At 38.4% G+C, this 16,289-nt stretch carries 17 protein-coding genes; 1 reads left to right on the top strand and 16 read right to left on the bottom strand.

Going from position 1 to position 16,289, the window contains the following annotated elements; all coding sequences use genetic code 11:
* Positions 1–19: 19 nt before the first annotated feature.
* Positions 20–2,311, top strand: a complete 2,292-nt coding sequence (metE, locus tag F4694_RS15670; RefSeq protein WP_179599561.1) for a 5-methyltetrahydropteroyltriglutamate--homocysteine S-methyltransferase — start codon at positions 20–22, stop codon at positions 2,309–2,311.
* 385 nt (positions 2,312–2,696) lie between these two features.
* On the opposite strand, the gene F4694_RS15665 is transcribed toward metE, so the two are convergent.
* The 16 genes from F4694_RS15665 to F4694_RS15590 form a co-directional block, all read right to left on the bottom strand.
* Positions 2,697–2,963: a hypothetical protein gene (locus F4694_RS15665; RefSeq protein ID WP_179599559.1), complete on the bottom strand. Its 267-nt coding sequence runs from the start codon at positions 2,961–2,963 to the stop codon at positions 2,697–2,699.
* Between the two features lie 215 nt (positions 2,964–3,178).
* Positions 3,179–3,733, bottom strand: coding sequence for an NADPH-dependent FMN reductase (ssuE, locus tag F4694_RS15660; RefSeq protein WP_179599557.1), 555 nt, complete (start codon positions 3,731–3,733; stop codon positions 3,179–3,181).
* A 48-nt stretch (positions 3,734–3,781) separates the two neighbouring features.
* Positions 3,782–3,997, bottom strand: a complete 216-nt coding sequence (locus F4694_RS15655) for a Fur-regulated basic protein FbpA (protein ID WP_179599554.1) — start codon at positions 3,995–3,997, stop codon at positions 3,782–3,784.
* Positions 3,998–4,055: 58 nt separating this feature from the next.
* Complete coding sequence (locus tag F4694_RS15650) at positions 4,056–5,210, bottom strand: amidohydrolase (RefSeq protein ID WP_179599552.1); 1,155 nt, start codon at positions 5,208–5,210, stop codon at positions 4,056–4,058.
* A 14-nt stretch (positions 5,211–5,224) separates the two neighbouring features.
* Positions 5,225–5,734 carry a GNAT family N-acetyltransferase gene (locus F4694_RS15645; RefSeq protein ID WP_179599550.1) on the bottom strand — a complete coding sequence of 170 codons (510 nt, stop codon included), beginning with the start codon at positions 5,732–5,734 and terminating at the stop codon, positions 5,225–5,227.
* 32 nt (positions 5,735–5,766) lie between these two features.
* Positions 5,767–6,537 (bottom strand): amino acid ABC transporter ATP-binding protein, encoded by a 771-nt coding sequence (locus tag F4694_RS15640; RefSeq protein WP_179599548.1) that lies wholly within the window; start codon positions 6,535–6,537, stop codon positions 5,767–5,769.
* On the bottom strand, positions 6,534–7,244 hold the full coding sequence (locus F4694_RS15635) for an amino acid ABC transporter permease (protein WP_179599546.1): 711 nt from the start codon (positions 7,242–7,244) through the stop codon (positions 6,534–6,536). The genes F4694_RS15640 and F4694_RS15635 overlap by 4 nt, the downstream gene beginning before the upstream one ends.
* 17 nt (positions 7,245–7,261) lie before the next feature.
* On the bottom strand, positions 7,262–7,972 hold the full coding sequence (locus F4694_RS15630) for an amino acid ABC transporter permease (RefSeq protein WP_179599544.1): 711 nt from the start codon (positions 7,970–7,972) through the stop codon (positions 7,262–7,264).
* 35 nt (positions 7,973–8,007) lie between these two features.
* Positions 8,008–8,838 carry a transporter substrate-binding domain-containing protein gene (locus F4694_RS15625; RefSeq protein ID WP_306458480.1) on the bottom strand — a complete coding sequence of 277 codons (831 nt, stop codon included), beginning with the start codon at positions 8,836–8,838 and terminating at the stop codon, positions 8,008–8,010.
* Positions 8,839–8,908: 70 nt separating this feature from the next.
* Positions 8,909–9,184: a glutaredoxin family protein gene (locus F4694_RS15620; protein WP_179599540.1), complete on the bottom strand. Its 276-nt coding sequence runs from the start codon at positions 9,182–9,184 to the stop codon at positions 8,909–8,911.
* A gap of 139 nt (positions 9,185–9,323) precedes the next feature.
* Positions 9,324–10,658, bottom strand: coding sequence for an LLM class flavin-dependent oxidoreductase (locus F4694_RS15615; protein ID WP_179599538.1), 1,335 nt, complete (start codon positions 10,656–10,658; stop codon positions 9,324–9,326).
* A 196-nt stretch (positions 10,659–10,854) separates the two neighbouring features.
* The gene (locus tag F4694_RS15610) at positions 10,855–11,151 is read right to left on the bottom strand and encodes a DUF2325 domain-containing protein (RefSeq protein WP_179599536.1); all 297 of its coding nucleotides are present in this window, start codon (positions 11,149–11,151) and stop codon (positions 10,855–10,857) included.
* Between the two features lie 146 nt (positions 11,152–11,297).
* Positions 11,298–12,353, bottom strand: a complete 1,056-nt coding sequence (locus F4694_RS15605; protein ID WP_179599534.1) for an LLM class flavin-dependent oxidoreductase — start codon at positions 12,351–12,353, stop codon at positions 11,298–11,300.
* Between the two features lie 29 nt (positions 12,354–12,382).
* Positions 12,383–14,413, bottom strand: a complete 2,031-nt coding sequence (locus F4694_RS15600) for an ABC transporter ATP-binding protein (RefSeq protein ID WP_179599532.1) — start codon at positions 14,411–14,413, stop codon at positions 12,383–12,385.
* A gap of 14 nt (positions 14,414–14,427) precedes the next feature.
* Positions 14,428–15,324 (bottom strand): ABC transporter permease, encoded by an 897-nt coding sequence (locus tag F4694_RS15595; protein WP_374757428.1) that lies wholly within the window; start codon positions 15,322–15,324, stop codon positions 14,428–14,430.
* Positions 15,325–15,355: 31 nt separating this feature from the next.
* Positions 15,356–16,288 carry an ABC transporter permease gene (locus F4694_RS15590; protein WP_308806351.1) on the bottom strand — a complete coding sequence of 311 codons (933 nt, stop codon included), beginning with the start codon at positions 16,286–16,288 and terminating at the stop codon, positions 15,356–15,358.
* Position 16,289 lies beyond the last annotated feature (1 nt).

The following is a 16,289-nucleotide window of genomic DNA, read 5'->3' as shown; positions in this document are numbered from 1 at the left end:
TGAAAAGGAGGAATTGTACATGAATTTAGCAAGTACAACCATCGGTTACCCATACATTGGCGGTAATCGAGAGTGGAAACGTTGTGTTGAATCATTTTGGAAGGGTGAAAAATCAGAGGAACAGTTTATTTTTGAAATGAAAACCATTCGCTTAAATCATTTGAAGCACCAGCAATCATTAGGATTAGACATCATCACGGTCGGAGACTTTACTTTTTATGACCGTATGCTGGACCTTGCGGCAATGTTCGGTTTAATTCCAGCACGTTATAAGTGGACAGGAGAAAAGTTAGACCACACGACTTATTACGCAATGGCGCGTGGAGCAAATGATGTGGTGGCTTCTGAAATGACGAAATGGTTTAATACAAACTACCACTACATTGTACCTGAGTATGAAGGTCAGCCACTTAAATTAACACAAAACTACATTTTAGATTATTTTTTAGAAGCAAAGTTCGAACTAGGTCTAATGACAAAGCCAACCATTATAGGCCCCTATACTTTTGTTCAATTATCTAAAGGCTACGATTCTAAATCAAAAGCAGCATTTATATTAAGACTCATACCTCTTTATGTTCAAGTACTCCAACAACTTGTAGATGCTGGAGCAGAGTGGATTCAAGTGGAAGAACCAGCATTAGTCCTTTCACTAGCACCGGAAGATATCAAACTCGTTCAACAAATTTATAAACAATTACGAGAAGATGTTCCTGCAGCAAAACTGATGTTACAAACCTATTTTGAAGGATTATCAGCGTATGAAGAGTTAATACAATTACCTGTTGCTGGCGTTGGGCTAGATTTTATTCATGGTGCCAATCAGAATATGGCTTCACTACGTAAATATGGTTTCCCACAAGATAAAGTATTAGGGATTGGTATCATTAATGGGCGTGATATTTGGCGTGCAAGTTTAGCAGAAAAAGCAATGATGACCAAAGCTATTTTATCCTTAAGCGGCGTAAATGAAGCGTGGGTTCAATCTTCTTGCAGTTTACAACATGTACCTGTCACAACTAACTCTGAAAAGACTCTGGATAAGACATTACTAAATGCCTTATCGTTCGCCGATGAGAAAATCATCGAGTTAACGCATATAACCTCCTTCGTTTCAGACGAGAACTGGTCAGGAAGTAAAAATGTGTCACAAAGTATAGTAGCCATTCAAGCCTTAGAGCAGCATGAGACAAGGAACAATCCACGTGTGAAGGAGCTTTTATTACAAGTCAGACAAGAGCATTTTACACGTCCAATGCCCTTTAAAGAACGTCAATCTTTACAAAAAGAAGCTTTACAATTGCCTGATTTTCCAACCACGACGATTGGAAGCTTCCCTCAATCCAATCAAGTAAAACGTACTCGCACAGCATGGCGTAGAAAAGAAATTACCGACATACAATACTCTGAATTTTTGAAAGCTGAAACCGCTCGATGGATACACATTCAGGAAGAGATTGGCCTTGATGTCTTTGTTCATGGTGAATTTGAGCGCACTGATATGGTGGAATACTTTGGGGAAAAGCTGAAAGGTTTTGCTTTTACAGAAAAAGCCTGGGTGGTATCCTATGGATCACGTTGTGTGAAACCGCCGATTATTTATGGTGACGTCGAGTGGACATCGCCAATGACAGTAAAGGAAGTAGTAGAAGCACAACAGCTAACGTCTAAGTATGTTAAGGGAATGTTAACAGGTCCTGTTACCATCTTGAATTGGTCTTTTGTCCGAGATGATCTTTCTCGTGAACAGGTAGCCAACCAAATTGCCTTAGCTTTGAAGGAAGAAATTCATGCATTAGAAAATGCAGGCATTGCCATTATTCAGGTGGATGAACCCGCTTTACGCGAAGGCTTGCCACTCAGGAAAGAAGACTGGAATGAATATTTATCATGGGCAGTAAATGCATTCAAACTTGCGACTTCAAGTGTCAGAAATGAAACACAAATTCATACCCATATGTGCTATTGTGAGTTTAATAACTTTATAGAGCCGATTCGTGCCCTTGACGCAGATGTCATTTCAATAGAAACGTCTAGAAGCCATGGGGAACTGATTCAATCACTAAAACAAAATCCATATGAACTTGGTATCGGTTTAGGTGTGTATGATATACACAGCCCACGTGTCCCTAGCGTAGAAGAAATCGACACAATATTAAAAGAAAGTTTCGAGATTATTTCGAAAGAACAGTTTTGGGTGAATCCAGATTGTGGTTTAAAAACACGCCATGAAGAAGAAACCATTGCTTCATTAAAAAATATGGTAACTGCTGCACGAAAACTTCGTCAACGGAAACAACAAACTGTATAATATTAATTCCCATAAAAGAAAGAAGATGTAAGTTAAAAATCAATTACATCTTCCCTTTTATTTGGCAAATTCGAATTGTATCCCTTAACAAGTTTCCCTACTCCAAAGAGTCTGCTAACAGCTCCTCATATATTTCATTGTATTTTTTAGCTGATTGAAACCAACTATAATCTTGATTCATCGCATTTTCTATTTAGCGTTCCATGAATCATTTTGATGATAAAAATCTAATGCTCTTTTAACGGTATGCAGCGTATCATGGGCGTTCAAGTTCTTAAATGAAAAACCATTCCCAATACCAGCTGAATAAAATTATCGACGCCGTGTTTGGCCTGATTTCTGAGTAATGTAAAGAAAGCGACCCTGAAAATAGGAGTCGCTCTTGTTAATTATTGATATTTTTTAAGAAACTATTTAAAACTTTTCTATACCGCCATATGTCTTTATTATCGACCGGAAGCTCATTTATGTCCCAATATGATTGATATTTCCTATATGCTGTCAGCTTTCCATCAGGATATTGCATAAATGTTAGGGTTCCGCTGTTTTCCTCATCTTGTATAGCTATGTAGTACTTCGAACCATCCCAGTTGGCCAATTCACCAAACCTATCGCAAAACTGCTCAACATCTGCTTTACTTCGTATAATCATTTTATTCACTCCTTGCTTTAATAGATTGATTTGTTGATATCTTTAATAGTCTGCCGTATCATAATTTGATAGTATTATAACATACATCTTTCCTGGAATTTAATATATGTAAGATTTCCGAACTACAAATCAAAAAATCTAATACAAGAAAAGAGAGAATTTTTTATAATTCCCTCTTTTAGTAAAATTAATTAAGTTGTATTTGAAGTATAAATTTAAAGCACCGAACCAGATACTCTTTTTCCAGGAAACAATGTTTCTATATTATTAAATGAAGAAACTAATCGATTGCTCGCTTCTGAATCTAATTCATAACGATTATTTCCTAATTTCTTTATTTGATTATCTAAAATAAATACACCTTTTAAAATATGGGTTGCACCTAGAGCTGTAAGGACAGGTTTCAGAGCATAATCCAGCATTAATAAGTGACCGAAAGTTCCACCAACAGCAATGGGTAAGATCCTTTTGCCTTCGAGACCATTTTGCGGAAGAAGATCCAAGTAAGTTTTTAGTACTCCTGAAAAGGATGCTTTGTAAACCGGAGTCAGTATCACGACCAGATTTGAGTGCTCAACTTTCTTATTTTGCTTTATTATTTCTTCACTATCAAACCTCGCTTGAATTAAATCTTCTGATGGAAGATTGCGGATATTAATGATTTCAGGCGTTATTCCAACCCCATTCAAATGATTTATCACACCATGTAAAACCCCATTTAATTTCGTATGTTCTGAAGGACTGCCAGAAATAATTGTCACTTTACTCATTATTGTGTACTTCCTTTCCTCGTTGGATTTTTTTACAAAAATCATTTTTTACTTTTTGTCTGATTTAGGTCCAGTTAATTTGATAGAACCAATATCACTGTGGGGATGACTAAGGGATTTAAATCTTTTATATTCATTTTCTAAGTCCGTTAGTGATAGCTCAAAAAGGTGTTTATCTTCTTTCTTATATACATTATAAGCAATCAGTTTTTTTATTAGTTTATTGCGCTTATTTTCAACAGCATTCCGAAGAATCTCTCCCATCCGAATCACTCCTATTTATAATTTAATAAATACAACGTTTTCGTATGGATCATAATCTTTAGATTCGTAAACTAGAAACAGGTCTATTTAATAATTCTCTAGAACTTTCAAATAAAAAATATGCGGCTTTAATAATTGCCGATTCATCAAGGGTAAATCCGGGATGATGCCACTCCTCGTTTCCGTTTGTACCGAAAAATGCAAAAGTCCCTGGGACGTTATAAAGATAGTAGGAGAAATCCTCACCGGCCATTGATGGTTCCGGATCAAGTACTTTTAAGGAATACTTTTTAGCAGCATACCTTGCAATCTCCGTCACCGACTTATGGTTATCTAGTGGTGGTGGACCTGGAAACCAGCCAATTTCAACTTCGTGTGAAAAAGCTGTGGCAATGGATTGAACAATTGTATAAAATTTTGCTTTTACGTCTGCTCGAACTTTATTGTCAAAAGTCCGAATGGTCCCCTCAAGGATGATATTATCTGGAATAACGTTCCATGTGCTGCCGCCCACAACTTTCGTCACACTTAATACCGCACTTTGAAGAGGAGACACATTCCGACTAACTACAGACTGAAGAGCAGTTATAAGGTGCCCTGCCGCTACAATTGGATCCTTTCCATGTTGCGGTATTGCAGCATGGCTTCCTTTACCATAGAGAACAATATGAAATCGATCGACTGCAGCCATTAAAGGTCCATCTTTTAAGCCAACAGTTCCCACAGGAAGGTCTGGTTTATTATGAAGTCCAATTATGGCTTCTACTCCCTCGAGCTGACCATCATGAATCACCTTTTGGGCACCACCGCCTGATTCTTCGGCAGGCTGAAAAATAATCCGAACTGTTCCATTCATCTCAGCTTGAGTTTCTTTCAAAAGATAAGCCGCACCTATAGCTGCTGCAGTATGAAAATCATGACCGCATGCATGCATTTTTCCTTTGACTTTTGAGGCATATGGAAGACCTGTTTGTTCCACGATCGGAAGAGCATCAATATCTGCACGAATGGCGACAATAGGACCTGGATTCGCGCCCTTTATTTCTGCAAAGACACCTGTTGACAATCCTGTCCTGCGAATATCAATTTCTTTATCCTGCAGCCATTTTTTAATGGACTTTGTTGTTTCAAATTCTTCGTTTGATAATTCTGGGTATTGATGTAAATGACGCCTTATTGAGATGAGGTGCGATTCCAATTCAGTTCGATCCATATCCTCACTTCCTTCTATAAATCAAATCGAAAGCATTTTACTAATATCTCTTGATTTTGAAATTCCTTGGTTTGATCTCGTTTGAAACCAAACCATTCGTACAGCCGGATGGCTTTATGCATTTTATCACTTGAATGCAAATATAAGCTTGTCGCTCCAACCTCCTTGGCGTAGGCAACACTTGCTTTTAATAACTCTTGTGCTACTCCACGCCCTCTTGCTTCAGGATGAACACCTAACAAACGAATAATTGGTGAGAAAATTTCAAGGTCTGGCCTTGCATATGCCTTCTCCGAGGATTGAAAAAGCTGCAAACTTCCAAGGATATCCTGATTGCTTTTTGCCACTAATATCTTATCGACATCTGCATTATCAACGGAGGCTTGTATATTTTCTAAATACCATTTCCAAACTTCAGGATCTTTATAGGAATGTTCATACTGTTGATAACTCTGTACTAATAAATTCCTTACCTGTTCCTTTTCATCTTCTCTAATCTCATCAATGATGATTTGGTTTGTCACCAAAACATTCACCTTCCTCCCTATGGATGTTGTTAATTCACCTGTTCTTTCAGAGGTGTAAAAAATGATTCACCAGAAATTCGTTGTAAGAAACGACGGGTACGTTCCTCCTTTGCTGCATGAAAAATTTCCAATGGTGTACCTTCCTCGACGATTACTCCTTCATCCATGAACAACACCCGATTCGATACTTCTCTTGCAAAACTCATTTCATGGGTGACAACCACCATCGTTATACCTTCTTGTGCAATCGATTTAATAACGGATAGAACATCTCCAACTAACTCAGGATCAAGTGCAGATGTAGGCTCATCGAAAAGAATTACCTCTGGATTTAACGCTAAGGCTCTAGCAATCCCAACCCTTTGTTGCTGCCCGCCTGAAAGCTGAGAAGGATAGTGATGCAGTTTATCACTTAAGCCCACTTTCTCTAGAACTCTTTCACTTTGATGTCTTGCGTCCTTTTTCTTTACCTTTTTTGCCACGATTAACCCTTCCATCACATTTTCCACCACTGTTTTATGGGCAAATAAATTATAATGCTGAAAAACCATGGCCGATTGTTTTCTGATCGCGAGCATTTCTTTTTTTGTGGCTTTTTCTGAATCAACAATTATATTTCCTATTTGAACTATTCCAGCATTTGGTTTTTCTAAGAAATTGAGGCACCTTAACAGTGTCGTTTTGCCCGATCCACTTGGACCAAGGATGGTAACGACCTCCCCCTTTTCAATTTTTAAGTTAATTCCTTTTAACACTGGCAACTGATTAAATGATTTTTTGATACCTTGTAAATAAATCATGACACGCCTCCTCGATTATAAGCAGTCACCTTTTTTTCAAGTAAAAAAGATATCCCTTCTACTAGAATCGTAATGCCCCAATAGATAATACCAGCGGCAATAAAGGCTTCTAGAAATTTCAAGTTAACCGAAGCCACAATATTAGCAGCCCCCGTTACTTCTTTCTGAGATACAAGAAAAGCTATTGATGAAGTGTGCAGGAAGCCAACAAAAATATTCGTGAAATTCGGAATAGACTGAGCTAAAGCCTGTGGTAAGATAATGCGGTTCATCGCCTGAAACTTTGTCATCCCAACCGAGTAAGCAGCCTCCATTTGCCCATTTGAAACGCTGATAATACCAGATCGGATTATTTCAGATAAATACGAACCTGCAGCCAATGTTAAGGCTATTAATACAAACAAAATAATCGGGATTTTATTTGTTTGGATACCTAAATCAAACCTGAGTGAAAGTTGATCGAGTAATAGTGGGAAGCCAAAATAAATGACCATAATATGCATGATAATGGGTGTTCCTCTGAAAAAGGACACATAACCATTTGCGATTCGATAGAGAAATTTCATTTTATAAATTCTTACGAGAGCCACACCAATACCGATTAAAAAACCGGCCAGCAAGGGAACAATGGTTAGGATCAGTGTAATAGGAAGCGCCTTAATAATTTCTTTAAATGCTATCCAAATAAATGGAATATCAATTGTCATGTAAGTGATCCTCCTTCCTAAGCAACGGCCGTTACATCAGCCTTCTGATAGCGATTGAAATATTTTTCTAGTTTACTAAATATCTTTTCAAACATTACGACAATAATATAGTAAATAATTGATAGAGAGAGATAAACTTCAAGTGCATGTGCGGTTGCAGCTATAAGGGTATCTCCTCTACCCATCATGTCCATCACTCCAATGGTAAAGGCAAGAGAAGTATCCTTTAAAGAACCGATCACTGAATTTGCCATATTCGGAAATGCAATCCTAACGGCCTGCGGAAGAACGATCCGGAAAAAGTTCTGTCTGCTTGTCATCCCGACAGAAAAGGCTGCCTCGGTCTGACCGTAATCCACTGCACGAATGGCCGCTCGAAAAATTTCTGAAAATCCAGCACCATTACTAATTGCGTAGGTTATGATGACAAAATAAATGGCCTCCATCCTTGTAATATCAATAGAAAATAACAGTAGGAGAATTGCTGGCAGACCATAAAAAACAAGGAATAATTGTATTAATATTGGAGTTCCCCGAATAAATGAAACGTATAATATCACTAGTTGATTCAAAATTGGTATTTTATAAAGTCTCGGTATCGCTGCTGCGATACCGAGGACAAGTCCTAGAATAATAGATGCTGCTAATATCTGTAGAGTTATTCCTAGGTATTGAATAAGTGTCGGAATAAACTCAATTATTAACATCAGATCAAATGCTTTCCCCATTTTGTTTCAAACCTCCCAAACGCTTCTCCCACATTTTAAAAATTAACGGTATAGTCAGCTCCTAACCATTTTTTACTCAACTCACTTACTACTCCTTCTTTTTTCAATTCAACCAGTGCTTCATCAATTCTTTTTTGTAAAGGTGTTTCATCTTTTCTAAGAAGGAAATATACCTTTGAATTAAGCAGCGGCTCACCTACTACCTTTTGTTGTGCATCTACGGCATCGTTACTGAAATCGACAGAAAATGGTGTCGTGATCGTTGCGTCTGCGCGACCTGTTTTTATTTGATTAATCGTAGAATCAGGTCCATTCCCCGCATAAACGATTTCAATTCCTGCATTATTTTCTTTGTTGTATTTTTCTAAAAAAACAGCTGAATTACTGGTTGCACTTACAATAGCCTTTTTCCCTTTTAAATCCTTAATTGAATGAATATCGTTATTATCTTTATGAACCGTTACATGAAGCGGAAAGATATTATATGGTTCCTCATTAAACAGGAATTTCTCTTGGCGTTCCTCATTTACTTCCATTTGGTGTGCCACAAAATCAATCTTATTTGTTTCTAAACTTAATAAAAGATTAGAAAATTCCATCGTTTTGAATTCAAATTCGTACTCAGGCAGCTTTTCATCAATTTTTCGAACTAATTCAACATCATATCCAGTTAACTTTCCATCCTCATCAATGAAGCAAACATTAGGAAATTGTGTCCCAGTTCCAACTATTATTTTTTGGACTTTTGCGCCCTCATTAGCACTACCTGAACTTTCTTCTTTAGTTGATTTCGTCTCTTGAGAGGAGCATGCACCAAGGACTAAAGCAAGCAGTCCTAGTATTACTATCATGAATTTTTTCTTCATTTTCATTTTCCATCCATCCCTTTTAACTTATATGTTTATTAACCTATTAAATATATGTTTTTAGTCGGAATTAACTCGAAATTTTACTATTAAATTTCTCAAGGACTTTTTCAAGATGGTCAATTCCCACCTTTGTTACCCCTACATACAACTCACCCTGACCAATTTCAACTACAGGTACATGTCTGACTCCATACTTAACTTCCAAAATATCTCTACGCTCATCATGATGGGTAACATCGATCGTTTCATATATATACCCATTATCTTTTAAATATTGTTTTACCTCACCACAATAGTGACAACCTTCTTTAGCCCAAACCACAACGGATAATTCTTTTCCCATCTTTTTTTCCTCCATATCATTTTTCATTTTTATTTTTTATAAAAAAGGCTCTCCATTAAAAGATTTATCATCTTAAATAGAGAGCCTCTAGTTGTCTAGTCGGCAAATATACTCTTCCTTTTACTAATTTTTTGTTTTGTCAACGCGTTGTCACCTTTTTTGCATAACGGTTTTCTGGATAAGGAATTCCTAGGTTACCACGTAATGTTTCAGCTTCGTATTCTGTTCTAAATAGTCCTCGTTTTTGAAGAATCGGTACTACAAAGTCCACAAAATCATTCAATCCATTTGGAACCGCTGAACCAATTATAAACCCATCAGCGCCATTACCTTCAAACCATTCCTGGATGAGATCAGCTACTTTTTCAGGAGTTCCAATAAATGTTGGTTTTGGTGTTGTCTCTTGTAATGCAACTTGTCGAAGTGTTAAATTATGTGCCTTTGCTTGCTGTTTAATTCGATCAGTATGACTTTGGAAGCTATTCTTACCTAAATCTCCTAATTCAGGGAACGGAGCATCGAGAGGATATTGCGAGAAATCATGATGCTCAAAATATCGACCTAGATAATCTAGAGCTTTATCGATTGATACTAGATTTGTAATTTCTTGATATTTTCTTTCAGCTTCTTCATCCGTTGCACCAATAATTGGTGCGATCCCTGGAAGGATTGCGAGTTCATCTGGATTACGTCCCAAAGCTTTTGCTCTGTTTTTAACATCCTGATAAAACTCTCGTGCGGCTGATAATGTTGGATGACCTGTGAATATAGCATCCGCCTCTCTTGCGGCAAGGTCTTTTCCTGCCTCCGAGGAACCAGCTTGGAATATTAATGGTCTGCCTTGCTTGGATCTGCCGATGTTCAGTGGTCCCTGTACGGAGAAAAATTCTCCTCTGTGATTTAATTGGTGTAATTTATCTGAATCAAAAAATACCCCGGTTTCTTTATTTCGAACAAATGCATCATCTTCCCAAGAATCCCAAAGTCCTTTCGCAACTTGCAAGTATTCTGCAGCAATTCGGTACCTTTTCGCATGATCAGGATGTTCCTCGATTGTTTTGCTAAAGTTTAATGCCGTCTTCTCTAATGGAGAAGTAACAACATTCCAGCCCGCACGGCCATTACTGATATGGTCAAGCGATGCAAATTGCCTTGCAACATTAAAGGGTTCACTATATGAAGTAGACAGTGTTCCCACAAGTCCTATATTTGAAGTAACGGCTGCAAGTGCCGACAAAATCGTTAATGGTTCGAAACGATTTAAAAAGTGCGGAATCGATTTCTCGTTAATATGCAAGCCATCGGCAATAAAAACTAAGTCGAATTTTCCTTCTTCGGCCTTTTGTGCCTGATTGGTATAGAACTTCAAACTTACGCTTGCATCTGCTTGAATATCAGGATGTCTCCAACCAGCAATATTTCCTCCAACCCCATGAATAATAGCGCCAAATTTCAATTTTTTTTGAATAGACATTGAATATCCTCCTTTTTTAATTCCAAGTTATTTGATTGGAATACTATAATTATTCTTGTGATTTATCCTATCACGTAAAGAATAAAGATTCTATACTTTACCTGATAGAAAAATATATTGTATTGATTCATAAAATCTATCAAACAAAACAGTTGATTCATTTGATCCAAATCCAATAATTTAGTAAAACAGCACGCTATTTATTAACATTCATTTGACTTCTTTTTATCTCCTCATGTATAAAACACCAAGACCGCTTCGAAAAGCAAATCGGAATCCCATATTCTTGTGCCTTACGTTTTATGGCTCCTGTGAGATTGTGGTTGATAAAGTCTGTTAACACTAAGATTAAATCTACTTTTCTTGGTATATCAGTGCGAACCATCTTTTTTTTCCGTCCATTTAAATGGATTACTTCCCCGAAGCCCTCCCCCTCTAAATTTTTAAGAATATTACCGATACGATCTCCTCCTATAACTAACAGGGACTTCATGGCCCAACCTCCTCATAATTGCTTACCAAAACCCAACTAAACCTACTACTCAACTAGGAATTATGATAATAAAAAGTACTTCATAAATGATTAATGAAGACCTTTTGTATACTATTGGATTATTTACTAAGTATAAGTACATTTACCTATATCAATGTTGATTGTTCTTCTTCCCAAACCGTACTAGGAATTTCTCGTCGAAGTACTGGGATAACCTCCTCAGCAAACCTCTCAAGCTGTTCATATTGTTCTTCGATACTTAAGCCCCCTACTCCAATGGCTTGCACCTGATGTCCAAAAGCTTGGTGATAGTTAAGAATTTTCTCTATTATTAAATCTACACTTCCTATTAATGCTGAACCATGTTGAATGTGGTCTTCAAGGTTCTTAAATGGAGATTGATTATGTTTTGCTGCATCTGAATTCATTTGAATATCATAGTAGGGACGGAAACGTTTTATTGCTTCTTCCGTTGTATTGGCCAAGTATAAACTGCCTGCACCTGCACCGACTATTGCTTTATTCGAATCATAGCCATAATACTCAAGCCTCTCGCGGTAATGATCGATTAACTCTTTATATTTACCCATTGGATGAAAGGCATTTGATGAAAAGATCGGCTCCCCATTCTTAGCTGCCAGCTCAGTAGAAAGTGGACTTGATGCACTGCCATGCCAAATGGGTATCTTTTTTTGAAACGGTCTAGGTTCTGTCGTTACATTGCATAATGGTGGACGGTATGTCCCTTCCCATGAGACATTTTCTTCGGTCCATAAGCGCTTCAGAAGATCATATCGTTCAGCAAGTGAAGCCCATTGTTCTTCCTCTTTTATACCAAATAACGGGTAATGGCGTGGATCGTTACCTTTCCCAATCATCATCTCTAACCTTCCACCGGATAGATGATCCAGTGTGGCATAATCCTCTGCTACCCGAACAGGATCAAGAATACTCAAAACCGATACAGTAGGCAGTATGCGTATTTTAGAGGTTTTGGCAGCAATGGCTGTTAACAATACTGCTGGTGAAGAAGATAAAAATGGAGCACCATGCCTCTCACCGACCCCATAGCCATCAAATCCAAGGGATTCAGCTAAAACAGCCTGGTCGATTACCTGTTGAATTCTTTCTTGTGCGGTTAATAGTTCACCCGACAAACCATTAGGTTGATTACTTATAAGATCAAACAATACAAATTTCATTCTTATTTCCCCCGATTCTATCTCTTACTTTATAGAGGATCATGGCAAGCAACCCAGTGCCCCGTATGAATTTCCCTAAAAATAGGCTGTTCTTCTCGACAACGAGCTGTCGCTGCTGGACAGCGGGTATGAAATCTACATCCAGCTGGGGGATTTGCTGGTGATGGAATTTCCCCCTTTAAAGATATTCGTTCTCTGGTACGGGCAGGGTCCGCAATTGGTATCGAATCAATTAAACCCTTTGTGTAATGGTGGGCAGGATGCAAGAATAATGTTTCACTCGGTGCCATTTCCACCATTTGTCCCAAGTACATCACACCGATTCGATCAGATACATGTCGTACAATATTTAAGCCGTGAGCAATAAATAAATAAGTTAAATCCCTCTCCCTCTGTAAATCCTGGAGTAAATTAACGATTTGTGCCTGTACTGATACATCTAAAGCAGATACTGCTTCATCAGCTAAAATAAACTGAGGATTAAGAGCAATCGCTCTGGCAATGGCGATACGCTGCCGCTGACCTCCAGAAAATTCATGTGGATAAAGATTAAAACTACTTTTATTTAAGCCAACAACCTCTAATAAGTCTTGAACCCTATCATGCTTATCTTTTGCACTAAGCGAATCATGAACCTGAAGCGGTTCACCAATAATGTCTCCAACCTTCCAACGGGGATTAACAGAACCATATGGATCTTGATAAATCATCTGCATATTTCTTCTCTTTTCACGTAATTCTTTTGCATCCAATTTCGACAGATCCTGCCCTTGAAAAAATACTTTTCCACTCGTTGGTTTCTCTAACTGCAATAGAACCCTGCCCAATGTAGATTTTCCACTTCCAGATTCCCCGACAAGACCGAATGTCTCCCCTTTCTCAATCGTGAAAGTCACATTCTCCACTGCTCGTAAGTAGGAAGAATTTCGAGAGAAAGGACTCTTCTTGCCAATCGGATAAAATTTGCTCAATTGCTGAATAGTAAACAATGGTTCAGAGCCACGCTTTGAATCGCTTAGGACTATTTCCTTAATAGAGTGCCTATCATTTTTTGTTTCCCCTGACGGTTGTTTCCAATCAAATGACTCTACTAAGTCCTCTGCATACCAGCATGCCGTATAGCGATCATTCACTTCTCTTAATGGAGGTAACTCCATTGAACAGCGTTCTGTTGCAAATGGACAGCGCGGATGAAACTGGCATCCCGGAGGCAGATCAGCCAATCCTGGAATAGACCCATTTATAGAGTAAAGTTTTTTACTTCGATCACTATCTATTGTGGTAATCGACTGCAGCAATCCACGTGTATAAGGATGGTGAGGAAGCTCAAACATTTGCGATACCGTTGCATACTCAACAATTCTTCCTGCATACATCACAATAATCCTGTCTGCCATTTGTGCAGCAACACCCATATCGTGTGTGATTAAGAGAATCGACATACCAAACTCTTCCTTTATTTCTTGTAGTAACTTCAGTATCTGAGCTTGAATTGTGACGTCAAGTGCAGTTGTTGGCTCATCTGCGATCAATAGGTCAGGACCACATGCAAGTGCCATCGCAATCATTGCACGTTGCAGCATTCCTCCAGAGAGTTCATTCGGATATTGATTCAATCGTAATGCAGGGTCGGAAATACCAACCCGATTCAATAAATAAAGCGCGCGTTCTTTCGCCTGTAATTTTGTAAATTGCTTGTTTTCAAGAATGGTTTCGATAATTTGGCTGCCAATCGTAAAAACCGGATCAAAAGCAGCCATTGGTTCTTGAAAAATCATCGCCACTTTTTTCCCACAAATCGAACGAAGTTTTTTTTGAGAGAGTTGGGCTAGGTCCATTCCATCTAGTACAATGCTTCCTGCTGATATCTTTCCATTTTCATAATCAATGAGCCTCATGATTGCCTTCGATGTAACGCTCTTGCCGCTCCCAGACTCGCCGACAATGCAGACAGTTTCACCGATGTTAATATGTAACGATACATCTTTGATTGCGGTAAGATCACCATCCTTCATGGTAAAATCAACTTTCAAATGTTGAATATCAAGGAGCTTTTCCATCTGAAGTTCCTCCTTTATCTAGTTCTGCTTGTTTTCGGATCAAATGTATCTCGAAGTTTATCTCCAATTATATTTACAGAGAGAACAAAAAGGGTAATAGCTAAGCCAGGAAACGTGGAAATCCACCAGCCTACAGTCAAATAACCTCGACCCTGCGAAAGAAGGGCTCCCCAATCTGGAATTTCTTTAATAATACCCAGTCCAAGAAAGCTCAACCCTGATCCAATTAATATGGAGGTACCGAGACCAATTGTCGCCATGACTAAAAGCGGGGACCAGGAATTTGGTAATAGGTGCCAAAGAAATATCCTCCATTCAGGTGTACCTATGGAACGAGAAGCCTCAACATATTTGCGCTTTTTAATACTCATCAATTGTCCTCTCATTACACGTGCATAACCTGGAATGGATGAAACTGCAACTGCTAAGACAATATTCATTAATCCTGGTCCAAGTGCAGCAGCGATGGCTAATGCTAGAAGAATACCAGGAATCGTCATCAAAATTTCAATTAACCGCATTACGACCACATCAATTATGCCGCCAAAATAACCGGATACTGAGCCGATTATTCCGCCAATCAATCCTCCAATTAGAACGGAAGCAATTCCAATTATAAGAGAGTCGCTGCTGCCATAGATGACAAGACTCAAAACATCCCTCCCAAAATAATCAGTTCCGAACCAATGTGCTGAATTCGGAGGACTTAAAATAAGGGATGTATCCATAAAGGTTGGCGAATAGGGAGCAATCCATTTTGGAAATAAGGCACACAAGATAATGAATATCACAACCATGCCTGCACCTAAAATAAATAGATTTTCTACAGAGAAGTTTGTTTTTTGCTTAGTGAATTTCCATTTTGGAACATGCAGCACCGTTTTGGTATTTACCACTTCCTTCATCACCATTTCCCTCCCACTTTATTATTTTGGTTTTCCTTTAATGAGCTCTTCTTACCCGTGGGTCAATGAATGAATACGATAAATCAACTAAAAGATTAATCACCACATAAACAATAGCACTGAAGAAGACAACACCTTGTATGACAGGTAAGTCTTTAGCCATAATGGCATCTGCTACAATTCGACCAATCCCCTGTCTTGAGAATACCGTTTCAATAACAACTGTACCGGCCAATAGTTCCCCGATATTTAGTCCAATGATGGTTATGGCAGGAATAAGTGCGTTGCGAAGGGCATGACGATACATAACGACCCGTTCCGAAAGACCCTTAGCACGCAAAGTAACAATAAATTGCTCATTAATCACATCAAGCATGCTATTACGCACCATCCGAATGATAAAGCCCGCCCCCACTAAACCCAATGAAAGGGATGGCAGCACTAATGTTTTCCAACCATCAGACCCTATGCTAGGCAGCCAGTTTAAATAGACAGAAAATATAAGAATAAGTAAAATCCCCGACCAAAAAGTCGGCATTGATATACCAAATAATCCGATGATACGAGCGATAATATCAATCCATTTATTACGATAAATGGCCGATAGAACACCAAACGTAACTCCAATAACAACAGATAATACCGCGCTTGTAATCGTTAAGGCCAGTGTGGCTGGAAAATGTTCTACTATCTTTGGCAGTACTGGCTCACTATTCACTACAGATTGACCAAAATCACCTTGAAGTACATTCATAAAATATTCTGAGAATTGAATGTAAAACGGCTGGTTGAGCCCCAATTCCTTGCGTAAATTCGCGACCATTTCAGGTGTTGCAACTGAGGGATCAATCATAGAAAGCACTGGATCCCCCGGAAGCAAATAGATGATGGAAAAGACAAGGATTGAGGAGCCAATAATCGATACAAATGCAGTCGAGATTTTCAACAATACCTTGTTTACTAGAGTCACA

Source organism: Neobacillus driksii (assembly GCF_013409995.1).
Classification (GTDB): domain Bacteria; phylum Bacillota; class Bacilli; order Bacillales; family Cytobacillaceae; genus Neobacillus; species Neobacillus driksii.
The sequence above is the reverse complement of the archived record's forward strand: the minus strand, read 5'-3'. Positions and strand labels throughout refer to the sequence as shown.